22 protein-coding genes are annotated in these 24486 nt (G+C 60.8%); 12 read left to right on the forward strand and 10 right to left on the reverse strand.

The window, feature by feature from the left end:
* Positions 1–159 precede the first annotated feature (159 nt).
* From B097_RS0110365 to B097_RS0110380, 4 genes are all read right to left on the reverse strand, one after another.
* The gene (locus B097_RS0110365; RefSeq protein ID WP_026254463.1) at positions 160–1176 is read right to left on the reverse strand and encodes an App1 family protein phosphatidate phosphatase; all 1017 of its coding nucleotides are present in this window, start codon (positions 1174–1176) and stop codon (positions 160–162) included.
* A 97-nt stretch (positions 1177–1273) separates the two neighbouring features.
* A complete protein-coding gene (locus tag B097_RS12925; RefSeq protein ID WP_048402765.1) occupies positions 1274–2011 on the reverse strand; it encodes a class I SAM-dependent methyltransferase in 738 nt (245 codons plus the stop codon).
* A complete protein-coding gene (locus tag B097_RS12930) occupies positions 1992–2951 on the reverse strand; it encodes an esterase/lipase family protein (protein ID WP_018582462.1) in 960 nt (319 codons plus the stop codon). Before B097_RS12930 ends, B097_RS12925 begins: the two co-directional genes overlap by 20 nt.
* A 19-nt stretch (positions 2952–2970) precedes the next feature.
* Positions 2971–4665, reverse strand: coding sequence for a sulfatase-like hydrolase/transferase (locus B097_RS0110380; RefSeq protein ID WP_081618057.1), 1695 nt, complete (start codon positions 4663–4665; stop codon positions 2971–2973).
* A 113-nt stretch (positions 4666–4778) separates the two neighbouring features.
* On the opposite strand from B097_RS0110380, the gene B097_RS0110385 reads away from it, so the two are divergent.
* Positions 4779–5624, forward strand: coding sequence for a mechanosensitive ion channel family protein (locus B097_RS0110385; RefSeq protein ID WP_018582464.1), 846 nt, complete (start codon positions 4779–4781; stop codon positions 5622–5624).
* A 374-nt stretch (positions 5625–5998) separates the two neighbouring features.
* Here B097_RS0110385 and B097_RS0110390 read toward each other — a convergent pair whose 3' ends face one another.
* A complete protein-coding gene (locus B097_RS0110390) occupies positions 5999–6901 on the reverse strand; it encodes a bile acid:sodium symporter family protein (protein WP_040429591.1) in 903 nt (300 codons plus the stop codon).
* A 97-nt stretch (positions 6902–6998) separates the two neighbouring features.
* Here B097_RS0110390 and B097_RS0110395 point away from each other — a divergent pair, with 97 nt between their 5' ends.
* From B097_RS0110395 to B097_RS0110410, 4 genes are all read left to right on the forward strand, one after another.
* Positions 6999–7925 (forward strand): formylglycine-generating enzyme family protein, encoded by a 927-nt coding sequence (locus B097_RS0110395; protein WP_018582466.1) that lies wholly within the window; start codon positions 6999–7001, stop codon positions 7923–7925.
* A gap of 39 nt (positions 7926–7964) precedes the next feature.
* Positions 7965–9377 (forward strand): AMP nucleosidase, encoded by a 1413-nt coding sequence (amn, locus tag B097_RS0110400; RefSeq protein ID WP_018582467.1) that lies wholly within the window; start codon positions 7965–7967, stop codon positions 9375–9377.
* Positions 9377–10327 (forward strand): Sir2 family NAD-dependent protein deacetylase, encoded by a 951-nt coding sequence (locus B097_RS0110405; RefSeq protein ID WP_018582468.1) that lies wholly within the window; start codon positions 9377–9379, stop codon positions 10325–10327. Before amn ends, B097_RS0110405 begins: the two co-directional genes overlap by 1 nt.
* Positions 10328–10356: 29 nt before the next feature.
* A complete protein-coding gene (locus tag B097_RS0110410) occupies positions 10357–10938 on the forward strand; it encodes an HAD-IA family hydrolase (RefSeq protein ID WP_018582469.1) in 582 nt (193 codons plus the stop codon).
* Between the two features lie 3 nt (positions 10939–10941).
* Here B097_RS0110410 and B097_RS0110415 read toward each other — a convergent pair whose 3' ends face one another.
* The 3 genes from B097_RS0110415 to B097_RS0110425 form a co-directional block, all read right to left on the reverse strand.
* Entirely contained in the window at positions 10942–12024 is a 1083-nt protein-coding gene (locus B097_RS0110415) for an ROK family transcriptional regulator (protein ID WP_018582470.1), read from the reverse strand.
* Between the two features lie 68 nt (positions 12025–12092).
* Positions 12093–13343, reverse strand: a complete 1251-nt coding sequence (locus tag B097_RS0110420; RefSeq protein WP_018582471.1) for an MFS transporter — start codon at positions 13341–13343, stop codon at positions 12093–12095.
* Positions 13344–13396: 53 nt separating this feature from the next.
* Positions 13397–14167 (reverse strand): NAD-dependent deacylase, encoded by a 771-nt coding sequence (locus B097_RS0110425; protein WP_026254464.1) that lies wholly within the window; start codon positions 14165–14167, stop codon positions 13397–13399.
* Between the two features lie 120 nt (positions 14168–14287).
* On the opposite strand from B097_RS0110425, the gene B097_RS0110430 reads away from it, so the two are divergent.
* A complete protein-coding gene (locus tag B097_RS0110430) occupies positions 14288–15982 on the forward strand; it encodes a DUF885 domain-containing protein (RefSeq protein ID WP_018582473.1) in 1695 nt (564 codons plus the stop codon).
* A gap of 22 nt (positions 15983–16004) precedes the next feature.
* Here the strand turns inward: B097_RS0110430 and B097_RS0110435 are convergent, their stop codons facing one another.
* Positions 16005–17015 (reverse strand): AbrB family transcriptional regulator, encoded by a 1011-nt coding sequence (locus tag B097_RS0110435; protein ID WP_018582474.1) that lies wholly within the window; start codon positions 17013–17015, stop codon positions 16005–16007.
* A 24-nt stretch (positions 17016–17039) separates the two neighbouring features.
* Here B097_RS0110435 and B097_RS0110440 point away from each other — a divergent pair, with 24 nt between their 5' ends.
* Genes B097_RS0110440 through B097_RS0110450 form a run of 3 tightly spaced genes read left to right on the forward strand, consistent with a single transcriptional unit; the run spans position 17040 to position 19341 of the window.
* Entirely contained in the window at positions 17040–17789 is a 750-nt protein-coding gene (locus B097_RS0110440) for a TSUP family transporter (protein ID WP_018582475.1), read from the forward strand.
* 60 nt (positions 17790–17849) lie between these two features.
* The gene (locus B097_RS0110445) at positions 17850–18614 is read left to right on the forward strand and encodes a tRNA threonylcarbamoyladenosine dehydratase (protein ID WP_018582476.1); all 765 of its coding nucleotides are present in this window, start codon (positions 17850–17852) and stop codon (positions 18612–18614) included.
* A complete protein-coding gene (locus B097_RS0110450) occupies positions 18607–19341 on the forward strand; it encodes a TatD family hydrolase (RefSeq protein ID WP_018582477.1) in 735 nt (244 codons plus the stop codon). The genes B097_RS0110445 and B097_RS0110450 overlap by 8 nt, the downstream gene beginning before the upstream one ends.
* A 551-nt stretch (positions 19342–19892) precedes the next feature.
* Here B097_RS0110450 and B097_RS0110455 read toward each other — a convergent pair.
* Entirely contained in the window at positions 19893–22157 is a 2265-nt protein-coding gene (locus tag B097_RS0110455) for an ATP-dependent RNA helicase (protein ID WP_018582478.1), read from the reverse strand.
* Between the two features lie 643 nt (positions 22158–22800).
* On the opposite strand from B097_RS0110455, the gene B097_RS0110465 reads away from it, so the two are divergent.
* The 3 genes from B097_RS0110465 to B097_RS0110475 are packed head-to-tail and all read left to right on the forward strand — an operon-like array spanning position 22801 to position 24482.
* Positions 22801–23517, forward strand: coding sequence for an SDR family oxidoreductase (locus tag B097_RS0110465; protein WP_026254466.1), 717 nt, complete (start codon positions 22801–22803; stop codon positions 23515–23517).
* A 24-nt stretch (positions 23518–23541) separates the two neighbouring features.
* Positions 23542–24177, forward strand: coding sequence for a LysE family translocator (locus tag B097_RS0110470; RefSeq protein ID WP_018582481.1), 636 nt, complete (start codon positions 23542–23544; stop codon positions 24175–24177).
* A gap of 23 nt (positions 24178–24200) precedes the next feature.
* Positions 24201–24482, forward strand: a complete 282-nt coding sequence (locus B097_RS0110475) for an RNA-binding S4 domain-containing protein (protein WP_018582482.1) — start codon at positions 24201–24203, stop codon at positions 24480–24482.
* The last annotated feature ends 4 nt before the right edge of the window (positions 24483–24486 follow it).

Raw genomic sequence — 24486 nt, forward strand, 5'->3', positions numbered from 1 at the left:
GAAGCAGGTGAGCAAGCGCTCGTAGTAAGCGCCACCCCGATGAGTAATGCAAGTACGCGTAATTCTGTACGCATAGAAATCCCCCCTTAAAATTTTCAGCGTGCTTCGGAGGGTAATACAAAATCGGCTAGTTCGCCATTGGAGCGGAGTTAACGCTGCTTATCGACGATCCGACGCACGACTTTTCTGGGCGCGCCACTTGCGCAACAGCTCGTAGCCGTCATGGCCGTACACTGTAGGAGTATCCGGGTAGTGCGCTGGCTGGGCCAGGGCGCTGGTTGTACCGTGAGACAGGACATGCTCCTGGGCGCTGAGTTTGCGGATTGCCACTTGCTTCACCCGGTCTGGATGCTCGAAAATGGCATCGCCGTAGATCAACGGGTCGTGCTGGCCGTCATCACCGACAAGGATCCAATTGATTTCGGGGAACTCGATAAACAGGTTACGCAGCTGCACCTTCTTGTGCTCCTTGCCGGAGCGGAACAATCCAGTTGGGGTGGGGCCCCAATCGGTCAGCAGCAACGGGCCCTCGGGCAGATCATGTTTCTTGATGAAATGCACCAACGTTTCATAGGTATTCCATGCGCCGGTGGACAAATAGAAGACAGGCGCGTGAGGGTCGTCGGCAAGCAACTCGGCGTAAAATGCGTCCATGCCCTCCACAGGTTGGCGGGTGTTGGTCTTTTTCACCCACGAATTCCAGGCGGCCAAGACAGCGCGCGGCAGCATGGTGACCATTACCGTGTCGTCGATATCGCTCACCAGGCCAATGCGCGCATCTTTCGACACAATCTGGACCGGCGCGTTCGCGGTAGTGCCACCGTCCACAGTGATTTCAGCCTCATGCCATCCGGGGTCCAAACCATGATCGGCAATAAGCACATCGATATAGCCGTTATCGTTAGTTTCAGAGCGAACTTCCTGCTCACCCAGGCGCACCGACACACCGATATGCGGAACCTGTGTGGTGAAAAACTGGCGGTAGCCGCGAACCACTTCAAGCTGGGGTTCTTCATGGTCGCCCATCACCACCCGACCCAGCACGTGGGCGCGCCGGGCGGAACCATAGCCGGTAAACCCCGTAACTTGTGGAACCCAACCACTTTCAGATTTGCGGCGAACTCCGCGGCGGTTAATGCGACGTTCTGCAGCGCGGACGATATCTGATAAACCCATAACGGTGACAATACCGGGCGAGACGTGGGTTGGTTGCCCTAGGGTGCGCAGCGGTGTACCAGAGGTGTGCCAACAGCGTACCAGCGGCGTACCAGGGTCACTGACCTGGCTTTATACCCACAAAACCATACTGTGTGACATAGGTATGGCCCTTTGAAACACCATATTCTTTGTCCAACGCAGAGATTTCCTCCAGCTCATAGCACTGCACCTGTTCAAAGCCCGCAGCCTGAAATAAGTCCAGATAAGGCTGGGTGCTAGTAGCCATCGCCAGGGGCAAGGCTTCCAGCTGCTCGCGGTGATACACCTTGGTAAACGCGTCCGCGCCGTGATCAGACTCCACAGACACCTCCACGTTAGCACCGGCCGGGAACCAATTCGCGTCGAAAGCGATGATCCGCCCGCCCGGTGCCAACAGTTCATTCCACGCCGCCAGTGCGCTTGCTGGATCCGGCAGCGTCCACAGCAGATAGCGCGACGCAACAACATCAAAAGGACCCTGCACGGGCGGGTTGGCTGCCTCACCCGCTAAGAAAGTAGCAGTGCTTGACGACGATTCCCCTGCCAGGCGCGCCTGCTCAAGCATCGTCTCAGAAAAATCAATGCCGGTGACCTCATGGCCAAGGTGAGCCATCTGATGGGAGAGGTAGCCGGAGCCACAACCCACATCTAAAATTCGGGCTGGCAGAGCTGGGAGGAAGCGCGTTAAAATTTTCCGCCACGCAGCACGGTCTTTGTTGGCACGCTGACTAGCTACTTGGTGGTTGTGATAGTGCGGGGCGCGGCCACTCCAGTAGTTGGCGATTGCTTCGTCGTTATGCGCTGCTGGTGTCATTGTTCTTGTCCATATTCTTTTCTTTTTCTGCCAGGTTGTCCAGCACTGCCCGAACTAAACGGATCACACGCACATCCTGGGGCATCTCGTCGTGATGTACCTGGGCACCATGCTCTAAGTCTTGGACCCACACATTACGCACCTGGCCGGGAGTCGAAGAACGCAAAAAACAAGATTCCGGCGGCTGGACAATGGCATCAAAACGCGTGGCCACACACGTGTAGGTCACGCCCTCCTCCACATCACCACCCGCGTTGGTTTTCTGCAACAGCTCAGAACCAGAGATCTGCTGGAAGGCCGCCGGGCCAAGCGCGTAGCGGATCAACGAACGCATCGCCTTTTCCGCCACTTTATTGGTCACCAGCGGGCTGGCGATCCCGCCCAATGTCGTCCCATGGTTCGGAGAACTGAGACAGACCAGGTGTTTGGTGCGCCTCGCCCCATCGAAATGCCGCATCCAATACCGTGCCAACAACCCGCCTTGGGAATGGCCGATCAAAATCGCCCGGTCTGCACCTGTATGCCTCAGCACCGCGCTGATGAAGGCCTCCACCTCGGTGGCAGAATCTTCAATCAGGCGGGTGCCATGATTACCAAAGTTAAGGGCGTAGACACCCCAGCCGTCGGCACGGAGGTTTTCGGCCATGGGGTGCCAATAGTCACGGTCAGCGCCTGTGCCATGGATCATCACTACAGGCCAGGGTTGCTCAGCGGGGCGGAAGTCATCCTCGAAGTAATTCTTACCCCGCACTTTTGGCACAAACGGCAGCTGTTCTGCAGGTTCCGTTTGTACGTCAAGCTCAGCTAAACTGCCAGCAATATCCTCGTCGATACGATCCACGTGGACGTTCTTCGCGTGCTTCACCAACTCGTCGGGAAGATCAGAGGCATCAACGTTCCAGATCTTCGCCAGTTGATGCTTGAAAGACGATGAATCCATGGCGCGCCTCGAAACCTACCTAGGCGTTGTAGGTGACATCGCGGGTGCCAAACATGTCCAAGTCCATCGGGCAATCGTCGTCGCCAAGCTCATGCTTAATCAGTGCGTTGAGCTTAGCCAAGAGCTTATCGACGAGATCCCTGTCAAACTTTGGATTATCTGGGTTACCAATGTTCTCCAGCTCATCCGGGTCATTAACCAGATCATGGACAGTCACATCGCTGGTCTCATAAAGCTCCTCGACAGTCTGGGGTGGGGCGTACTCGGTGGGAGAGAACCAGCGCACCAACTTGTATTGGCCGTCAACCACAGCGCGGAAAAACGTCCGGCGCTTAAAATCGGGCGCACCATACTTCTTACCGGTCTCCTTCATCGCCTCCACACGTGCCTCAGTGTCCAGCGGCAGCCCCGTCAACTCACCAAGCGCACCCTCAATACCCCACTGCGGATCCAGCTGGTGCAAGCCCTCCCACATCAACAAGGCACCATCGCCAGGCTCATCCGCATCACCACGAGGCGGGGTGGTGGTTTCCGGAGCAGTGAAGATGCCAGAGAGATCACGCCCCGGCAGGTCCGGGTAGAGTTCAGCACGTTTTTCGTCGTTAAGCCCAGCGAAAGCGAGGATAGTAGGCGTAACGTCCACGTGCGAGCCGACGGCCGACGAACGCTGACCCTGCGCACCACCAGGGACCACACCCGTCATGTTCACCACAGTGGCCTCGTTGTAGTGAATACCGCCCTTCTGCGTCATGCCATGAGCACCATTCATCTCGCCGTGATCAGAAGTAAACAGCACCACGGTGTTCTCCCACAGGCCCTGGCGATCCAACTCGTCGAAAATTCGACCAAACTGATAATCCACCAAGCGCATCGAATTAATCAAGTAGTTGCGGCGCTGCTTCCACACCTCGTGGCCCTCCTCACTCTCAGGGGGAGCCGTGTAATTCATGCGGGCAAAATCCCGGTAATTGTGCACGCCAAGAGGCTGGTCAGCCAAGTCGTCGTCAAGCGACTTCGGCAGCGACGGATCATGCCACTGCTCAAGGATGCCCATCGACTGCACACCATGCTGCTTGGCATAGGTGAAGCCACGCGGATCGCCTTCCTCGACATCGCTGGCGCGGAAAAACATGATGTCATGCGGGTTAACCATGGAGGAAACCAGCAACCACGGCTGATCCTGAGGCGCCTTATAGCGCAACCAATCCACCGTCTCCTCAGCAACCGTGCCGTCGTGGGTCTGGCCCTCCATCGGACGGCCCCAATTATCGCCCCAGGTTTGATAGTCCGAAAAACCGTAATCTTCCAGCGCGTCCTGCGTGCCAGCATTGATCTCCGAAAGATGCCACTTGCCCTTAAAAGCAGTGTAATAGCCCTGCTCACGCATCATATCGCCCACGGTAGGGGTGTCCGGGCCCAGCGGTTTAATCCACGCAAAGTCGGTGTTGTCCCACATACCCAAAGTTTTGGCGTGCTGGCCGGTCCACATCGTCGTACGCGACGGAGTGCACTGCGGCACCGTGCAATAGTGCTGCTCCAAAGTCACGCCCTTGTCTTCGAGGCGCTTCAGGTTAGGCAGCTCCACGCCCTCAGGCAGGTCCATATGCATATCCCACTGGTCCATACACAAAACGAGGATATTGGGCTGAGATTTTTGAGAAGAATCCTGATTTACTGCTTCATTTGTTGCTTTATTTGTTGCTTCGCTAGTCATTGAAGATTACTTTCTGGCACTTAGGAAAATGAGTAATAGCCCCCACTGTAGGTAGGTTGGGCAATAATTTAAAGGAATTTTGATAAATCCGTTCATCGATGAAGGAACCCAAAATGGACCTCAATGAGTTTTTGCGCCAAGCCCGCGAATCGATCGTGGTGGACTGGATATTCGCCATCGCCCTAGTGATTATCGGCATTGTTCTTGCAGCGTGGCTAGCAAAACGGATCCGCAGCTTCGGGCGTAACTACACCGCTGATGACGGCCAGCAGGCAAACGCTGTAGCGATTGTCTCACGCATTGTGCAATCCCTGGTAGTAATTGTCGTTGTGGCCACGGCTTTACGCATGGTTGGTATTGACCTCGGCCCGGTGCTGGCTAGCGCAGGCGTCGTAGGCATCGTGGTTGGATTTGCGCTGAAAGATATCGCAGAAAACTATATTGCGGGAACCATCCTCGCTTTTCGACGAGCCTTCGTGATCGGCGATGAAATCATCGTGGCTGATCAAATTGCTGGCCGAGTAGAAGAACTCAGCCTGCGCTACGTGCGGCTGCGCACACGTGACGGGCTACGGGTGTATGTGCCAAATTCGACGATGCTGACAGAATCCTTCGTCAACTTGACGCGCAACGGCTCCCGGCGCGGCGAATTCGTCGTGGGGGTGAGCTACGATGCGGACTTAAACCACGCTCGACAGATTTCTATCGACGCTGTGAACAGCGTAAACGATCTAAAAGACCCGTCAGCTGAGGCATGGGTCAATGAGTTTCAGTCGTCCTCGGTGGAGCTGCTGGTGTGGTTCTGGTACGACCCGAATCTCTCCAACAAGGGTGTACGCAGCAAAGCGATGATCGCGGTAAAAGAGGCCTTCGACCGCGAAGGAATCGAAATGCCCCAGGAGAGCATCCAGATCACATCCCAGCGGCCCAACCCTTTCCGGGCCGACCCGGCCGACTAGGTGCTTGAGGAAGGCGGTGCCGATAATTAGGTGCAGGCGATTACATGCTGGCGATTAGAAGCTGCGGTGCCGGTTTTGCAGATACGGCGTTGCCGGTAACCTCGCTGCGGCACCGAACCGCCCCTGGGCATCCCCGAATCGCCTCTGGGCATCCCCGAATCGCCTTATACGCCTCGATGGCGGCCCCGATACACCGCAAAAGGAAGTAATCACACATTGAGGATTCTCAAATTCCGGCGTTTTTGGGGCCAGAGTGAAAGACCTCAGAGTGTGATTACTTCCTTTTGCGCTGCGGTCGTGGTGCGCTGCGGTCGTGGTGGCGGGGAACAACCAGCCGCCGAACCAGCCAACCAGCCAGCCAGCCAACCAGCCAGCTAGGCGTTAGCGTAGGGGCGCTTGGCATCACCGGGCATGTCGGCCTCGAGCGGTTCGAGGAAGGCGATCTTCGCGTCATTGCCAAGCCGTGTTGCCAGCCCGAGCAGCACGAACATCATCAAGGTGTTGAGCATTGCAATGGTCACAAACACCATCGGGTCTGTAAAAGAACCGGCAGTAATCATGGAAGCAGCTGTGTTGCGCTGCGCGGTGCCCAAAGCGCCGAGTTGAGAGCGGGTTTCGTTGCCATGCCCGGTGCCGTAGCCAATGTAGAAGGTAAGCAACAGCGCAACCATGCCCACGGCAATGGCTTTCCAAAGCTGCCAGTCAGCCAACTGTGGCAGGTATCCGATGATGGTGGCACCCAGCAGCGTATACAGAGCGATGTTCGATATCTTCGCGATCCACGGCTGAATCACACCCGCAAACTTTTCGGCCACTTGGTGCAAAATCATGCCAATTACCAGTGGCAAAATCATCTGCAGCAGCAGAGGCTTCGCTATGTCCCAAATGCCCACCTCTACGCCCTCTAGGAGCAGTGAAAGGTAAAACGGAAGAATAAATACAGTGGCCACCATGAGCACCATTTGGATAGTGGCACCGGCGGAGATATCGTTGTCACTTTGCTGTGTAAGCTTGATTAACAGGGGTGCCCCAGCCGCACACGCGAAGATTGTCAGAGCAATGGCGTAGGGGCCGTCGATTTCGAAGATGGTAATAAACAGCAGCATCACCGCAGGGACGACGAATAGGTTGGCCACCACCATGCGGGTGAGGTACTGCCAGTTTGATAGGTGTTGCACAATCTTCTTGGGGTTTTGGGTTAGGCCCACGTTAAACATTGAGGTTAAAACGAAAATTGTGGTGGCAGTTGATGATAGCCACTGAAAAAATTCAAACATATAAGAACTCCCGGAATTATAAGGAATAAGTGTTACGTTCGACTGTAGGCGTACTAGCTCACCACGGTATAGAAATCTATGAAGATTCGAGCATCTAATGATTAGGAATACTAGAAGCGTTCTCACCGACCTTATCGACGTTCGCGGTGCCGAGTTTACCGCCGGCACGAACAACTTCTACCCAGAGGAAGGCCCGCCGCGCGCCACGCATGTCGACGACTTCCAGCTCGAGCAACACCCAGTGACCAAAGCCCAATTCGCAGCATTTGTCGAGGAAACGGGCTATGTCACCACCGCCGAGCAACAGCCAGATCCTGCCGAATATCCCGGTGTCGATCCTGCACTGCTTGTTGCCGGTTCGCTGGTATTCACCCCGACGGTCGGCCCGGTGGACCTCCGGGATTGGTCGCAGTGGTGGCGCTTTCAGCCCGGCGCTAATTGGCGTGATACGCGTGACGAAGATCACCCGGTGGTTCATGTCAGTTTTAAGGATGCCCAAGCCTACGCCGAATGGGCTGGTCGCCGCCTGCCCACCGAGGACGAACTTGAATACGCCATGCGGGCTGGTCGGACTGCCACCGTCTATGCCTGGGGTGATGAGTACGCGCCGAACCAACAGCTGCAGGCCAACACTTACCAAGGCCACTTCCCCTACGACAACAAGGGTGCGAAAGGCGCCACCGGCATTTGGCACGGAACTTCCCCGGTGGGTGATTTCGGGACTAATCCGTGGGGCTTCGCTGATTTGATCGGTAACACGTGGGAGTGGACCACCACCTTGTATGGCACAGGCCCGCAGCGCGAGCAGTTTCAGGCTGCCGCCACGTGTTGCGCCCCTGAGGCAGAATGGCAGGCTGCTCGTCGACAAGCAACATCGGTAGGTGAGCGCTACCCGCGCCGGGTGGTCAAGGGAGGCTCGCATCTGTGCGCCCCCGAGTATTGCCACCGGTACCGCCCGCAAGCGCGCCAAGGGCAGACGGAGGATTCGTCGACAAGCCACATCGGATTCCGCTGCGCCGTCTAAGGATGCGCGCAGCCACGCGGGAATGGCTAAGGTGGGATTATGGAGCACGTTCAGACAGTTGACCAGGCCGTCGACGCGCTGATTGAGATGTATCAGGCGTCGTGCCAGAAGGCGCGCGAAATCATCGAACAGGGCGATTACGCGCGTTACGACGAAGTCCGCTACCCGAAGGTCCGAGTAGACATCATGGACTGGGCGCCGATTGACCGCACCGAACCATTTGGTTATGTGGACGAAGAAGGGGCCTACTCGGCCACCGTGTCGCGGCCGGACCTGATGGGCGATTATTTGCGCCACCAGCTCACGCGATTGACGGACAATTATCCCAGCGAGATCTCAGTGGGATACTCGGACACGTGCGTCCCGCCCGAATATATCCGCGGTATGGAGGGGATCTCTGAAGCACGGCGATCCGGGAAGGATGCCGCGGCGATCCCGCGCCCGACGCTGGATGAGGTCCACGACGCGATCATCGACGGTGAGTGGGACGCCTTCCACGGCGAGGAAAAGCCCCTGTTCCACTTTGGGCCGCAGCGCTTCGATATTGCGTGCGCGCGTATTGAGCATTACACCGGCATCGAAGTGGACACGATTCAGAAGTACATCCTGTTCACTAACTATGACATGCACACCAGCGAGTTCGTCCGCTTCGGGCTGGGCGAGCTGGCACGCGAAGGATCGCGCTACACAGCGTTGATCCTGCCAAACGGCAGGAAGATCACCCGCGAGCATGCGGGAGATATTGCGGTGGAGGACCTCTCCCTGGATTCCAACTTCCAGATGCCGCGCTACGACCTCGTGGCGGAAGGCCGCACCGGCATCTCCATGATCAATATTGGCGTGGGCCCGTCGAATGCGAAGACCATCACGGACTCCCTGGCGGTGCTGCGCCCCGAGGCGTGGATCATGATCGGCCACTGCGCCGGCCTCGACGCCCGCATGCGCATCGGCGACCTGATCAGCGGAAACGCCTATGAGCGCAAGGACCACATCCTGGACACGCACATCAGCCCCACCCTGCCCGTGCCCGCGATCCCGGAGATCCAGCGCGCCCTAGANCGCAGCGTGCGCGAGATCTACGGCGACGCGTCCTCCCTGATGCGTTCGGGCACCGTGCTATCTACCGACGACCGCAACTGGGAGTGGCACACCCCGCAGGACCTGTGGGAGTGGCTGCGCGGCTCTACGGCCGTGGCTGTGGACATGGAATCGTGCACCCTGGCCGCCAACGGCTACCGCTACCGCGTGCCCTACGGCACCCTGTTGGCGGTCTCGGACCTGCCACTGCACGCAGTGCCGAAACTGCCGGCCGGCGCCCAGGCGTTCTACTCCAACTCCAAGGAAGCGCACGTGATGTGCGCTGTGCGCGCCATGGAATCGCTCACCGAAAACCCAGAGCGCCTGCGGACCCGTAAGCTGCGCCGCGCGCTAGCGGAGGTGCCATTCCGGTAGTGGCAGATCCTTCCGGCAACACCTTCGACGACCCCGAGGTCCAGCGCGTCCACGCTTCTGCAGTCCGCTCTATCCAGCGCGTGGTAGAAGAAACGACCACGCCCACCGACCCGGAGGAGGCGCTGGCAGGTGTGGTCGACATGCTGCGCGCCGGGCCCGTTGCCGCGTTGACCGGTGCCGGCGTGTCCACCGATTCCGGCGTGCCGGACTACCGCAGCCCCGGCGGGCGGCTGAGCTCCGGCCGTCCCATGACCTACCAGGAGTTCGCCCACTCACCGCAGGCACTGCACCGCTACTGGGCGCGCGCCTATATCGGCGTGGCACAGATGCGCGCGGTGGACCCCAACCGCAACCACTTCGCGCTTGTGGAGCTTGAGCGCGCCGGGCTGATCAGCGGGGTGATCACCCAGAACGTCGATGGCCTGCACGAACGCGCCGGCACCGAGCACCTGGTGGAGCTGCATGGCGACATGGATAACGTGGTCTGCTTAGACTGCGGCTTCCGCGAGCCGCGCGCGCAGTTCGACGAGCGCCTGGCCGCCGCCAACCCCGGTTACCGCGAGTCCGTCGATGTGTCGCAGTACCAGATCAACCCGGATGGGGACATTGAGCTTGACGACGACACCACCGCTCGCTTCAACACCATCACGTGCATTCGGTGCAGCTCGCCCCGGTTGAAGCCGGACGTTGTGTACTTCGGTGAAGCGGTGCCACGCGCTCGTCGACAAGCAAGCCAGGACCTGGTCGAAGCCTCAACCGGGCTGCTCGTGCTGGGGTCTTCGCTGGCGGTGATGAGCGGATACCGCGTGGTGCTGGAAGCACAGAAACGCGGTATGCCGGTGGCGGTGATCAATGGCGGGCCAGGCCGGGCGGACCACCGCGTGGACATTGTGTGGCGCACGCGCCTTGCCCCTGCGCTGGATGCTGTGCTGGACGCCTGCGATGTGTAGGCCTGCTTTTCGCGGGTAGAGTTGGGCATATGACCGCGTTACTGTTCGACCTCTACGGCGTGCTGATGGAAGGCAGGACTGCCGAGGGGTGCCGTCGGGTGGAAGTGGCGGCTGGGGTGTCGGACGTGGACGCGCTGTGGACTGCCTACCACCAATTACGCCCGGCCTATGAGGTCGGGGCGCACTCTGATCAGCACTGGTGGGAGAAGGTGGCCGCGTTTGCGGGCGCGCCGGAGCTGGACGTGGAGGCCGCGATCACCGCGGATTGGGAAACGTTGATGAACCCGTTCTACGAAAATGTCGATACGGTGCTGAAGCTCCACGACGCAGGCTATACCTGCGGTGTGGTGGGGGATCTTCCGGTGAGCATCGCGGAGCGTCTCCGCGCGCGCCAGGAGTGGCTCGACGAGTTCGACGCAGTGATTTTTTCCTGCGATATCGGGGTGCGTCAGCCGGATACCAGGGTGTACACGGTGGCGGTGGACGCGATGGGGGCGACGGCCTCTGACACGATCTTTTTCGACGACGACCCCGCCCACGTCGCCGCCGCCAAAGCCGCCGGCCTGCAGGGGCGGGTGTTCACCAGCGTGGCCGATATTGCGGAGTTGTGACTGCTAGCGCGTGTCTAGCGAGAGCGGTTCGCGAAGCACCAAATCGAGGGCCACGGCACGCGCAATATCACGCACCACTTCGCGGTGGGTAGGGATCAGACGCAGCTCCACGGTCTGGTCGTCCGGCAGGGTAGCGCGAACAGCCCGGGCAAAAATGCCAGGACCTGCCTGATCATCGACGAAAGCGGAGCCCGCAACCACCAGGATGGTGGGGCGATGCTTCTGTACCAGCCCGGCTGCGACCTCGCCGAGGGCCTCGGCGCGTTTGTCCAAAGCGGCGCGTGCCGACGAGTCCTCCTCAGCGTGCTCGACCGCTTCGACGAGGGTCCGCACGCTAGGGGAGCCGATGTCGTCGATAAGCCCGGAGGTAGTCAGGTCGGGCCGGTCGATGACGATGGGGGTCACGCCGTCCTCGGAGGAGACGGCGGCGCCGATGGAGTCGTCGACAAAAAGGGTCATGATGTGCTGAGCGGCGACATCGATGGTCGACTGGATCTCAGAGCCGATGATCGCGGGGACTGCCGAGGAGACCGTCACCGGTACCGAGAACTGTTCGCGCAGCTGGGAGGCGATATCCACATCGTGCCAGCCCAGGTTGGGCGCATTGACCACGCCATCGGGTGTGACGGAACCGGAGGTGGTCACGCCGACGCTGGTGAGAGGCCTGTCGAGGCCGGCGGTAAGTCGATTGAGGCCCGCCATGATGTGCTGGATGAAGTCATCCTGGCTGAGGTTGGCCACGGGGATATCGATGTCCGTGTCGCGCAACGTGCGCCCCTTCAGGTCAAAGAGCGCCACGTAGGTGGAGGTGGTGCCTACGGCAATGCCGGCGTGGATGCCGTGCGGTTCAGCCAGCTCGAGCGGAATGGTCGGGCGGCCGCGGCCCTGGGAACGGGTGAGGTCATTGCGCTCGACGACGTAGCCGGCCTTGACTAGGGCTGCGATCGCGCGGGTAATGGTCGGTTGAGAAAGGCCGGTGGCCTCTACTAGTTCACTCCGCGACGTAATCGGGTTGAGCCGGATCAAGTGCAGGCACTTCGACGCAGGGGTGCGCGGGCTGGAAAACGGGGGACGTGACAAAGGCATGAAAGTAATTCTAAACAATTGGTAGACCGCATTGTCTTTCGGTACCCCCGTTTTCTAGACAGAGCGGTTTAGTTGGGCTTCCTATAACGCAGAAATTGTGGAACTAGCAGCACCGATACCCCAACGCCCAGAATGACGAGCACCCCACCAATGAGGGTGACGGAGCCTGCTCCCAAAAACTGCGCGGCCCACCCATGCAACAGATCCGCGATGCGTGGTCCGCCGACCACGATGATGATGTACACACCCTGCGTGCGCCCCTGCATCTCCGGGGTGGCGGACTGCTGCAAGATGGCATTGCGCAGGCTGGCTGAAAACATATCCGCAGCACCACCGATGATGAGCATGGCGACGACCAACCACGCCCACACCGTCACCGCAGGCGGGCTGACCATGGTGAAAAGGCCAGCAAGCGTGATGGCCGCGCCCCACACCACGATGCACACCACCACCGCCTTGCCCTGCTCTACCACGCGCGAGACCCAGCCGGAGAAAAGCCCGCCGGCGACAGCGCCGATCGCGATGGAGGAGTACAGCAGCGAGAGCATGAGCGGGGAGCCGCCAAAGTTCACACCAGCCATCTCTGGGTAGAGGGCGCGCGGCATACCAAACACCATGGCCACGGCGTCTAGGCCCATCGCCATCAGCAGCACCGGTTTCGTCCCTAGGTAGCGCAGGCCGGAGGCAATAGAGCGCAACCCTGGCGCTTCGGCCTGCTCCCCGGTCGGGGGCAGCGAGGGCAGCGTGAGCACCGCGCCCAGCGTGGGAACTAGGCAGGCGACGTCGATGAAGTAGATCCACGAAAAGCCGATAAACGGGATCAAGGCGCCCGCCACCAGTGGGCCAATGATGGCGCCGGCCTGCATCACCATCATGTTCAGGCTGGCCCCGGCTGCGAGTTGATCCAGCGGGAGAATTGAGCGAAACACCGCTGTGCGCGTGGGCTGGTTCACCGCGAAAAACGCCTGCTGGAGGGCGAAAATGCTGAGCAGCACCCAGACGTTCGGGTTGCCCGCCACCGTGACCACGAAAAAGGCCACCGAGGCTGCGATCATGCCCACGGTGGAGGCGATGAGGACGAGGCGCTTGTCAAAGGCATCAGCAATGGCACCGCCGTAAAGCCCGAAAATGATCAGGGGAACCAAGCCAAAGAGTCCGGTCAAACCGACATAGTCAGAGGACTCGGTCAGCGCGTAGATCTGCGCGGGTACCGCCACCACCGTCATCTGGGCGCCCAGCTGGGTCAGAATGTTGGCGATCCACAAAGTGCGATAGGCGCGCACCTTGAGGGGGCGCGTATCGGCGAAAATCTCACGCATGCCTAGTTACTCTAGGGCCACGCGGCGCCGAGTTCTGCAATTATGCCCTGCAATTAGTCGGCGAAGATGCGCGGCAGCCCTTCCGCTGCGGTGGTCTCGACGACCACGGTGGCGATCTTCGACAGTTCCGTCCTTTTCGGGGTGACCTCGATGATCGGCACCCCACGCTCGCGTGCGATCAGTGGCAGGGCGGCAGCCGGGTAGACCACGCCGGACGTGCCGACGATCACCACTAGGTCTGCCTCGCGCATCCGCTGTTCTGCCTTCATCCACCCGCCCTGCGGAAGGGCCTCGCCGAACCACACCACGCCTGGGCGGACTAAATTGCCGCATGCGGGACACGTGGGTGGGGTGAGGCGCTCGACAGGCTCGGTGGGATACTCCACCTCTCCCTCCCATGGGCGCGAGCAGACGCTGCAACGGTAATTAAACTGGGAGCCGTGCAGGTGAGCCACATCGGTGGAGCCTCCGCGTTCATGCAGGTCATCAATGTTTTGGGTGGTCACGGTGACCTTCACGCCGTCGCGCTTGCCCCAGTCGCCGATCGCGATATGTCCGGCGTTGGGCTCAGCCTGGCCGGCCAAGTAGGAGCGCCACTGGGAAAACGCCCACATCTGTCCGGGGTTCTCTGCCCACGAATCGACGGAGGCCATGATGTTGGGATCTACGTTTTCCCACACGCCAGTCTCGGCGTCGCGGAAGGTGGCAATACCGGAATCTGCGGACATGCCCGCGCCGGTGAAAACTTCAATGTGTTGTGCATCGGACACTAGGGCATGAGCTTTTTCTAATGAGTCTTGTAGTTCCTTATCGTGTCCAGTCATGTCTTTAAGTCTAGTGATGTTCTCAATGTTCACTAGTGACCTGCACAAACGGGGGTCTAAAGTTAGCATTATCGACATATAAGTAGGCACCCATTACAGAATTCGTTACACTTCCTAACCATGACTTCACAGTCTTCTGATTTTCATTCCGAATCCGAGATGTCCGAAGCGCGCCAACCGTCTTTGTTGGACGCGACGTGCGAAAACTTCGTCTATGACATGGCGGAGATTTCGCCGACCCAAGCCACAGAGTTGGGCCTGGTTGGTTACGACGACCAGCTCCAGGACTTCTCGCCCGAGTACTGGGATTCCATCGCTGACCGCATCCGCGACCTCATCGCCGATGTCGACGCGCTTAACGACGGCACCGATGACTCCGACGATGACGATGATTTCGACGATATCGACCACGTCACCGCCGCCATCCTGCGCGACCGCCTAGGCCTGCAGCTGGAACTGCACCACCAGGGCGAATGGCTGCGCCTGCTGAACAACATCGAATCACCGGTGCAGACCATCCGCGACACGTTCCTGCTGATGCCGCGCGATACCCCTGAGCAGCTGGACAACATCGCCGCCCGCCTCTCCCAGGTGGCACATTCCCTGCACGGCTACCGCGAGTCCCTGGCCGAGGCCGCCTCCCAGGGCAGCGTCGCCGCGCACCGCCAGATTGACGCTGTGATCAGCCAGTGCGAGGAGCTTGCCGACGAAGGCAGCATGCTTGAAGGGCTCGGAGTGGATCCAGAGTCTGCACCCGTTGATTCTGCAAAGCAGGCCTTTTCTGAGATGGCGGACTGGCTGTCGACAGAACTGTCCCCGCTTGCTCCCCACGAAGACGCCTTCGGGCGCGAACGCTACGAACTGTTCTCCGAATACTTCTTGGGCTTCCAGACCGATTTGGACGAGGCCTACGAGTGGGGTCTCGAAAGGCTCCACGCGATCGTCGGCAAGCAAAAGCAGCTCGCGCGCACGCTGTACGACGATGACTGCCCCGTCCGTGTTACTTATCGACGACTCAACGAGGAACCCCGCTACCGCCTCGACGGCGTGGAGGCGTTGCAGGAGTGGATGCAGAAGGTGTCCAACCGTGCCCTCGAGGAGCTGGACGGCACGCACTTCACCATCCCCGAAGAGCTGAAGACGCTGGAATGCAAGATCGACCCGGCCGGTTCCGGTGGCATCTTCTACACCCCGCCAAGCGATGACTTCGCACGTCCAGGCAGCATGTGGTGGTCCGTTCCCAAGGGCCAGAACGTGTTCCACACCTGGCAGGAACTGTCCACCGTGTACCACGAGGGCGTGCCCGGCCATCATCTGCAGCTGGGCGTTACCCTGACGGAGAAGGACAACCTGAACCTGTGGCGCCGCGCCGTCAACTGGCACTCCGGCCACGGTGAAGGCTGGGCGCTCTACGCTGAGTCTTTGATGGCCGAGTTCGGCTACCTGCAGGATCCGGGTTTCCAGATGGGGCTGCTGGATTCCCAGCGCCTGCGTGCCGCACGCGTGGTGTTGGATATCGGTGTGCACCTGCACAAGAAGGTCCCGGAGGGCACTGGTGTGTGGGATGCCTCCTATGCGAAGGCGTTCCTGCGCGATAACACTGCCATGGATGAGGTCAACCTGTCCTTTGAGCTGGACCGTTACCTCGGTTGGGCGGGCCAGGCCCCGTCCTACGCCTTGGGCGAGCGCGCCTGGCACAACCTGCGCCATGACGCACTGGCTGAGGGGCAGACCCTCACCGAGTTCCACGATGCCGCGCTGAAGCTGGGCTCCATGCCGATGGACCTGCTGCGCGACGAGATCCTCAACGGCTAGGGGCGGGGCAAGCCCCGCCCGGCTAAATCCGGCGCAGGATCTTCGGCAGGTAGCCGGCGATCACCAGGATGCTGATCAGGCGAATCAGCTGGATGGCGATCACTGCTGGGCCCGCGCCACCCTCGGCGGAGAGCGCCAGAACGGTCTCTAGTGCGCCGGGGCTGGTGGCCAGGTAGGCCTCAAAGTAGGAGATGTCCAGCCAGTACATCAGCCCCACGCCGGTCAGCGCGCATGCTCCCATGACCACGATGATGAAGGTGATCGTTGCGGGCAGAAGGCGCGCGAACCGTTTCAAGGCCGGCACCGACAAGGCACCGCCGCATTCCCACCCAATGGCCAGAAACGCCAGCACGCCCAACAACGGTGGGGCGACCACGCCACCGGGGATAATCAGGGACACGAGCACGGTGATGATCAACGGCCCGAACACGCTAGGTACCGGGATCCGCAGTGCCTGCGCGATGGGGCCGCCCACTAAGGCGATCGCTGCGACAATCAGCCACATCCACCAGGGGATATCGTCGTCAAGCGCCATCGTGCTCGCGCCGGGAGTGTCCAAGAAAGACGCAACAATCGGCAAAGTCATGGACACGGCGAGCAGGCGCAGGTACTGGGTGAGGGCGACATAGCGGACGTCGGCGCCAAGATCCGTGGCGATCGCGGGCATGACCGACGCGCCGCCGGCCAACATCGAGAGCACGCCCGTTTCGCGCGAGACCCCGTAGCGCGACAACAGTAGCCCTCCGCCGATGCCAATACCTACTGTTACCGCCGCGACCACCAGCCCAGGCAGCAGATAACTCAGCAGTTCTGAAGCCGGCACGCCGAACAGCGGAACTGCGGCCAGCACGCCGATGATGCCACGGCCGAAGCGGTGAAAAGTGCGGTCGACTTTCAGCTCGCGGCCCGTCCCCAACGCCATGGCGCCCGACGCGATGATCGCGCCCAGAATCCACGCCGCCGGAACATTGAGGTAGGTAAAAAGCGCGCCGAGCCCCAACGACGCCACGATGACCAGAATCCACCTCAACACGGCCTATACATTATCGTAGAAAAGGTGCTTGCCCTTCTTCTCGCAGCTGCGGCCATCGCAGGGTGGGTGGACGCGGTCATCGGCGGTGGAGGTTTGATCCTGATCCCCGTGCTCATGGCCACCACCGGCATGCCCGCCGCCAGCGTGCTGGCTACGAATAAGGTCGCCGCGGTCTCGGGCACGGCGTCGGCGGCATTCACGCTGGTCCGCCGCGTCGGCGTGCCCCGCCACGTGTGGCCCTTTGCACTGGCGGCGGCGGTGTGTTCGGGTGTGGGTGCCACGCTGGCATCGCTTATCGACGATACCTTCATGCGGCCCTTCATCATCGTGTTGCTCGTGGCCGCTGGCCTTTTCGTGGCGTTCAAACCGTCCTTCGGCCAGGAAGAAGGGGAGGGCGTGGCCGGCCGCACCCGAGTACTGCTGGGTGTGCTGCTGGTCGCGGCCGTGGGGCTGTACGACGGCATCTTCGGCCCCGGGACCGGAATGTTCCTGATCATGGGTTTTACCGCCATCTTCTCCCAGAACTTCCTGAAATCAGCGGCGATGTCCAAGGTGGTCAACACCGCGACCAATGTGGGCGCGCTGGCGGTATTCATCGTGGGCGGCCACGTGCAGTGGGGGCTGGCGCTGGCCCTGGCGGTGGCCAATATCGGGGGTGCTCAGCTGGGTGCGCGCACCGTGCTGGGAGGCGGGGCGAAGTTGGTGCGCTACGCGCTGCTGACCTTGGTCGTTGTTCTAAGTGTGTACCTGGGCTGGCAGGAGTGGGCGGCCTAAGTATGGCTAAGTATGCTTAGTTGCGCGAGAAATCGTCGTTAAGCAAAAAAGGGGAAGCGGATGCGCTATAGCGAGCGCCATGCCAGGCTGAAACTGATCCTCCGCGAGGAGGGCCTGGAGAAACTTTTCGGGGCGACCGTCCTGGTGCTCGGCCTTGGTGGGGTGGGGTCGGCGTGTGCGGAAGCGCTGGCGCGTGGTGGGGTCGGGCGCTTGGTGATCCTGGACTGCGACGTGATCGAAGAATCCAATATCAATCGGCAGGCGCTGGCTTTTAGCTCCACGCTGGGGCGGCGCAAGCCGGAGGTGATGGCGGAGATGATCCATGAGATCAACCCGGACTGCCAGGTCACCGTCCGCGACATCAAACTGATGCCCGACAACGTGTCCGATGTGCTCAGTGCGCTGCCGCGGCCGGACTACGTGCTGGACTGCATCGACACCATTTCGCAGAAGCTGGCCGTGGCGCAGTGGTGCGCTGAGCGGGGCATTTACCTGCTCAGCGCGATGGGCGCGGCGAACAAGCTGGACCCGTCCCACCTGCGCGTGGCCCAGATCCGACGCACACAGAACTGCCCGATGGCCAAGGTGATCCGCCACGAGGCGCTGGTGCGCGGGATCCGCGGCATCGAGGTTCTGTACTCGGCGGAGGAACCGGTTCGCGTGGCCAATCCGGGCGCGCGCACGAAAGGGGAGACGTTGGGGTCGATGAGCTACATGCCGCCGATCATGGGCCAGATGATGGCCGGAGTGGCCATTCGCCGCCTCGCCGGTCTGGAGCCTTTCCCGAACGCCCCGCGCATGCGCAAGGAAACCGCCGATGCTTGACACCCACTTCCACCTCGATTTTCTTCCTCGTTTTTCCCGCACGGTGCTTATCGACGGGCTCTCCGCCCGCAACGTGGAGATCGTCGCCCAAACCGTTGTGCCCACCGATTTCGAGGCCGTGCCCGGGGTGCGAAGCGCGGTGGGATACCACCCGTGGTACGTCGATGACGGCGGGCTCGATGCTTTTGAGGCGGCGCTGCAGCAGACCCGTTTCGTGGGCGAGGTGGGTCTGGATTTCGCACCCCGCCATATGGATTCCGCCGACTTGCAAGTGGACGTGTTCCGTCGCGTGATGGCGGTGACCTGCGATGCCGCCGCTTCCCGTGGTGTGCAGTATGTGGCATCGATCCATGCCGTGCGCTCCGTGACGGCTGTCCTTGATGTGCTGGAGGAGCTGCGCGTCGTCGAGCGCGGCGTGGTGCCGATCATCCACTGGTTTTCTGGCACCAGCGACGAACTAACCCGCCACATCCGCACTGGTGGCCACATCAGTATCAACCCACGCATGCTCGAGACCAAACGCGGCCGGGCCTATGTTTCCCAGGTGCCCGCGGACCGCCTCTTGCTGGAGACCGATCTGCCCAGCAGCCCCGGCAACCACGACCCGCGTTCGCTTGCCGACGAAGTCTCGACCTCTTTGCGCGGTGTCGTTGAGAAATTGACCGAACTCCGCGACGAAGACATGGCCGCCGTGATCGCGGAGAACGAGGCGCGCCTCTTCGCGTAGGGGTTTGTGGCAACCAAGCCGCATGCCTGCATTGCAGGCCTCCTGCGGTTTTTGGTGGCGGATGCCAGCCGCCGGCTGGTTTGGAACCGGCCCATTTGTAAACCGTTATAGTCCTCGCTACATACTACGCGTTGTCGATAGGTTTTCAACAAGTTGGTCGCACTATGGGCAGAGGACTATATCGGTTTGTGGCCCTGGGCTCCGGCGGCTGACCATCTTGAGGTCCTGGACGACTGGTCGAGATAAGTTTTATACGTGCAGGTTGGCAATCGCAGCTGATTGATAACCTGCACGCGCCTGCATTGCAGGCGTCCTGCGGTTTTGGTGGTGGAGACCGGCCACCGACCGGTTCGGAACCGGCCTATTTTGTAAACCGTTATAGTCCTCGCTACATACTGCACGTTGCCATTAGGTTTTCAACAGCCCACTCGCACTATAGTCAGAGGACTATATCGGTTTGTGAAAAGGGGAGCACTATAGCCAGAGGACTATATCGGTTTGTGAAACAGGGGAAGGCCCCGAAGCGCACCAGCCCCGCACCAGCCCCGCCCCTACATCCGTTTCTTGGTTCGCGCGGTCGCCTGCGCAGTCCACGGATCTTCGGGCCACGGGTGCTTGGGGTAGCGCCCCCGCATCTCTTTGCGCACGTCTTGGTAGGGCCCGTCCCAGAAACTGCGCAGGTCATCGGTGACGGCGAGCTCACGACCCGCCGGCGACAGCAGGTGGAACAGCACGCGCACCCCGCACACCTCCGGCGAAGTGGCTAAACCGAAACATTCCTGCAGCTTGACGCGGACAATGGGCCGCCCAGTCGCATAAGAAATCCGTGGATTGGACCCACTGGGCACGCTTAGGCGGGCGGGCACCAGCTCGTCGAAACGCGAAGCCTCCGGCCAGGGCAGTTGGCGGTGCAGCGCCGGGTACATATCGATCGCGCTTATCGACGCACCCTTGGCCAGTTGCATGATCTCCGGAGAGTAGTCGCCCTCCGCGACATCGGGCCACGGCTCGCCTAGGTGTTGGTGTGCGAAGTCCATGCGGTCCTTCAGCGCTTGGGCCTTCTCGGAAAAAGTGAAGTGCTCCAAACCCACATCGTGGAGTGCCTCCGCGGCTTCAGCGGGCGATAACTTCACAGGAGTTGAGCTCAGCTCAATAGCCCCGACTGCTTTAACCTTCCGTCCCCGCACCTTGCCGCCGTCGAGGCTGGCGCGCGTTTCTTCAGCGACGCGGTCCTCGGGCACCCCGCTTAAAGCCGCGGCCGAGCGGATGATGGCCCCGCGTGCGGTGAGCTGCACTTCAGCGGCGGCGATCCACTCCGACGATCGCATGCCGACCAGTGAGGAGTCGAGCTTCGCCCGCGTGCCCGCCGCTAGCAGGTACTCCTCGCCGACACGCTTGCCCACCCAGCCCGGAAAAGCGCTGGCCACCACGTCGCCGGCGGGTACAGGCCCTTGCTTATCGACGAGGCGTGCCAACCTTTCCACCTGCCGTTTTGGGGCGCGCACCTGATCCAGATCGCCCGATAATCCTTCGGCTAGGGCGGCGACAGTGTTAGCGGCGCCGGCACCATGTATGACCAGTGCCGATGCCAGGCGCGGGTCCAAAGGCATGCGGGCCAGGGTGGTGCCGTGATCGGTAATGTGTCCGGCATCGTCAACAGCACCGAGAGCTTGAAGTACCTTCTGAGCGTCACGGATGGCAGGGGCGGGTGGATCGTCGATAAGCGGTAAGCCGGTGCCGCGGGGTGTACCCCACGCGGCCAAGGTCAGTGCCGCGGAGGTGAGGTCGCTGGTGGCGATCTCCGGGGTGATCTCGGGTGCGAAGTGCTGGTAGTCGTCCTGGGAATAGGCGCGCAGTACTGTGCCGGGGCCGAGACGTCCGGCGCGGCCGGCGCGCTGATCGGCGCTGGAGCGGGCGGTCGATACGGTGACCAGGCCGGTCATGCCGCGGGCGGCGTCGCGGCGTGGGACGCGGGCCAAGCCGGCATCAACCACACGGTGCACGCCCGGCACGGTGATGGAGGATTCGGCGATGGTGGTGGCTACGACTACTGGTGCGTCGCCGTTGAGGGCCTCGTCCTGTTCCTTGCTGGTGAGGCGGCCGTGTAGGGGCGCTGCGTGGGGGAGTGCCTGGCAGACTAGCTCTACTTCGCGCGCGCCGGGTACGAAGACTAGCGTTCGCTCGCTGGACTGATTGGTGGCAGCAAGGTCTGCGATGTGTTGGTAGAACTCGCGGGTGCCGCGCGCGCGGCCCTCGTGCGGATGGTAGCTGATGTCAAGGGGGTGGGTGACGGCCTCTGTCGACAGTACGGTGGCCCCCATGTGATCTGCGAGTGCTTGGGCGTCGAGGGTGGCGGACATGGCGGCAAGATAAAGGTCCTCGCGAAGGGCGGCGACCTCCATGGCCATGGCCAGAACCAGATCGGTGTCTAACTGGCGTTCATGTACCTCATCGACGATGACAGCGCCGATGCCGGTGAGTTCTGGGTCGCGCAGCAACCGGTTAAGCAGCACGCCTGGGGTCACGAACTCCACTAGGGAGGCGTCGTAATGCTCGCCGCGGATGGAATAACCGACGCGGTCACCCAACCGCGACCCATCCAGCTGCGCCAGCCGACGTGCCGCCGCCCGCACCGCCACCCTGCGCGGGGCAGTGACCAGTACTTTTCCTGCTATCTTGCTGATCGCCGGAGGAAGCAGCGTGGTTTTACCGGTGCCGGGAGGAGCCTCGACGACAAGGGGACCGGTAGCGGGAAGCTGGTCAATGACACCAGCCACGGGAAGGCCGGTGCCGATCGCGTCGAGGTTGAAAGACATGGCTGTGAGTGTAGTGAATGAACCAAACCCTTTCGGAGTGGTATGCAGCAGAATAATATCAGTGATAGGCACTCACTGATAACTGCAAAAGGTGGAAAGGATTTGAGGTGACGGAGTGATGCGCACTGTGAGTCGAAAGATTGATTTCATCCCATTAGTGGTCATTCTGCTCATACCGCTAATAGTAAGCCGGACGATGGACTTCACCAGTTCGGATTCACGCCCATTAGTTATCACGATGGGAGTACTTCTAGCGTTAGCCCTTTGCGTCCATGGGCTTCGTTTCCTTCCCGCGACGGAGAGGGGGACGCGAAAGATGGCTACGCTAGCGGTACTTCTTCTCGGGGTGTGGATTGTCTGTGCGGGGCTCCTCGTAGCTGATCCTATGAATCAGAATCAGGATCTCGTCTTTGACCTCGCGTTAACGGCCATAATTGCCGTTGCCATCATGGTTTGTGGGTATGCCAAGTTGTTTGCGCGTGGGGGTAATGGTTAGTGGTATCTGTCGAAGCGGTCGGGGCCACGGTCCCCGGTTGGTGGCTATGAGGACGCGTGCTCTCTTAGAAATACTGCCCGCCAATTGGAAATGAATTATCTCAGTTCAACCCATGTGCAGGAGTTCACATCTCGCTAGGCTGGGGCCATGACCAACACACAGAACAAAAGAATTGCAGTAGTGACCGGCGGCTCCGAAGGTATTGGGGAAGCCATTGCCCGTGCTTTAGCCAAGGATGAGTGGACCGTCTACGTTGCGGCCCGCAACGTAGACAACATCACCCGTGTGGCAGAAGAGATCGGCGGGATTGCCGTTGAGCTTGATGTGACTAGCCAGGAATCGGTGGACGCCCTCGTCGATAAGCTTGATCGGGTCGACCTGCTGGTCAATAACGCCGGCGGGGCCCGCGGGCTGGACCCGGTGCGTGATGCCGACGAGGACGATTGGCGCTTTATGTATGAGGTCAACGTGCTGGGCCTGGTGCGCGTGACCAAGGCGCTGTACGCGAAGCTGATTGAAGCGGAAGGGCAGATCATCAACATCGGCTCGATGGCCAGCTTCACCCCCTATGCCGGCGGCGCGGGCTATAACGCCGCGAAGCACGGCGTGCGGGCGCTGACCCGCGCGATGCGCATTGAGGAGGCCGATAATCCGATCCGGATTAGCGAGATCGACCCGGGGCGCGTGCAGACTGACTTCTCCCGCAAGCGTTTCAAGGGCGATGGTGCGCGTGCCGACGCCGTCTACGAGGACAAGCTCAACCTCAGCGCGGACGACGTTGCGGAGGCGGTGCGTTGGGTGGCCAGCCTGCCGCAGCACGTGAACATCGACACGATGACCATCATGCCGAGGGACCAGGCTTAGCCCCGTGAACTAAGATTTCTGCGCATGACCACTGCTTCCCTCCTCACCTTGATTGGTGTGTGGATCGTCGCGATTGCTAGCCCGGGCCCGGATCTGTTCCAGATCATCCGCATCGGCGCGAAGTCACGCGCCAACGGTGTGGCCTGCGCCCTAGGCATCATGGCGGGAAACACCATCTGGATCATCGCCTCCCTGCTGGGCTTGTCCGCCCTGATTCAGGCGGTGCCGCAGATTCTCAGCGTGCTCCAGCTGGTGGGCGGCGCCTACTTGACCTGGATGGGTGCGATGTCGGTGCACAGTGGGCTGCGGTCGCGCGGTGTCAACGCCGCGCATGTGGTGCGTGCGCCGGAGATGCCGTCGTCACGCGCGTTCGGGCTGGGCTTAACGACGAACCTCTCTAACCCCAAGGCGGTGCTGTTCTTCGGGGCGGTGTTTGCCCAGTTTGTGCGCCCTGACATGGGGTGGGGCTGGATGGCGGTCGTCGCGGTCACGCTCGCGGTGGTGGGCGTGATTTGGTTCGTCTCCTTCGCGCTCCTGATCACCATGGTGGCGAAGCCTTTGCAGCGCTACGGCTGGCTTATCGACATGCTGGCGGGCGTGATCTTTGTGGCGCTGGGTATCTGGATGGTGGTGGAAGGCGCGATGACGCTGTTGGCCTGAGTTTTCCGTTAAGGTGGTGCACTATGGACGTTGCGATTAACGGAGATTCCATCAAACTCGGCCAATTCCTCAAACTAGCCAACCTGGTCGACACCGGCGGCCACGCAAAAGAACTCATCGCCACCGGTGAGGTGCTGGTCAACGGTGAAGAAGCCACCCAGCGGGGGCTGACCTTGCACGATGGCGACCAGGTCACCGTTGGTGGCGTCACCGCCACCGTGACCACCGACGCGGACAGCGCCGACTTTTTCGACGAACGCACCGCAAACGATGACTTTGACCCCGAAAAGTGGAGGAATCTCTAAACCC

The organism is Corynebacterium pilosum DSM 20521 = CIP 103422 (genome assembly GCF_000373805.1).
Classification (GTDB): Bacteria; Actinomycetota; Actinomycetes; order Mycobacteriales; family Mycobacteriaceae; genus Corynebacterium; species Corynebacterium pilosum.

Excerpts from the sequence above, each read along its gene's own strand:
- B097_RS0110430 (WP_018582473.1), top strand. The coding sequence starts at position 14,288 with ATGACTTCACAGTCTTCTGATTTTCATTCCGAATCCGAGATGTCCGAA.
- B097_RS0110410 (WP_018582469.1), top strand. The coding sequence starts at position 10,357 with ATGACCGCGTTACTGTTCGACCTCTACGGCGTGCTGATGGAAGGCAGG.
- B097_RS0110385 (WP_018582464.1), top strand. The coding sequence starts at position 4,779 with ATGGACCTCAATGAGTTTTTGCGCCAAGCCCGCGAATCGATCGTGGTG.
- B097_RS0110425 (WP_026254464.1), bottom strand. The coding sequence starts at position 14,167 with ATGACTGGACACGATAAGGAACTACAAGACTCATTAGAAAAAGCTCAT.
- B097_RS0110465 (WP_026254466.1), top strand. The coding sequence starts at position 22,801 with ATGACCAACACACAGAACAAAAGAATTGCAGTAGTGACCGGCGGCTCC.
- B097_RS0110415 (WP_018582470.1), bottom strand. The coding sequence starts at position 12,024 with ATGCCTTTGTCACGTCCCCCGTTTTCCAGCCCGCGCACCCCTGCGTCG.
- B097_RS12925 (WP_048402765.1), bottom strand. The coding sequence starts at position 2,011 with ATGACACCAGCAGCGCATAACGACGAAGCAATCGCCAACTACTGGAGT.
- B097_RS0110390 (WP_040429591.1), bottom strand. The coding sequence starts at position 6,901 with ATGTTTGAATTTTTTCAGTGGCTATCATCAACTGCCACCACAATTTTC.
- B097_RS0110455 (WP_018582478.1), bottom strand. The coding sequence starts at position 22,157 with ATGTCTTTCAACCTCGACGCGATCGGCACCGGCCTTCCCGTGGCTGGT.
- B097_RS0110380 (WP_081618057.1), bottom strand. The coding sequence starts at position 4,665 with ATGACTAGCGAAGCAACAAATAAAGCAACAAATGAAGCAGTAAATCAG.
- B097_RS0110450 (WP_018582477.1), top strand. The coding sequence starts at position 18,607 with ATGCTTGACACCCACTTCCACCTCGATTTTCTTCCTCGTTTTTCCCGC.
- B097_RS12930 (WP_018582462.1), bottom strand. The coding sequence starts at position 2,951 with ATGGATTCATCGTCTTTCAAGCATCAACTGGCGAAGATCTGGAACGTT.
- B097_RS0110475 (WP_018582482.1), top strand. The coding sequence starts at position 24,201 with ATGGACGTTGCGATTAACGGAGATTCCATCAAACTCGGCCAATTCCTC.
- B097_RS0110420 (WP_018582471.1), bottom strand. The coding sequence starts at position 13,343 with ATGCGTGAGATTTTCGCCGATACGCGCCCCCTCAAGGTGCGCGCCTAT.
- B097_RS0110445 (WP_018582476.1), top strand. The coding sequence starts at position 17,850 with ATGCGCTATAGCGAGCGCCATGCCAGGCTGAAACTGATCCTCCGCGAG.
- B097_RS0110470 (WP_018582481.1), top strand. The coding sequence starts at position 23,542 with ATGACCACTGCTTCCCTCCTCACCTTGATTGGTGTGTGGATCGTCGCG.
- B097_RS0110395 (WP_018582466.1), top strand. The coding sequence starts at position 6,999 with ATGATTAGGAATACTAGAAGCGTTCTCACCGACCTTATCGACGTTCGC.
- B097_RS0110365 (WP_026254463.1), bottom strand. The coding sequence starts at position 1,176 with ATGGGTTTATCAGATATCGTCCGCGCTGCAGAACGTCGCATTAACCGC.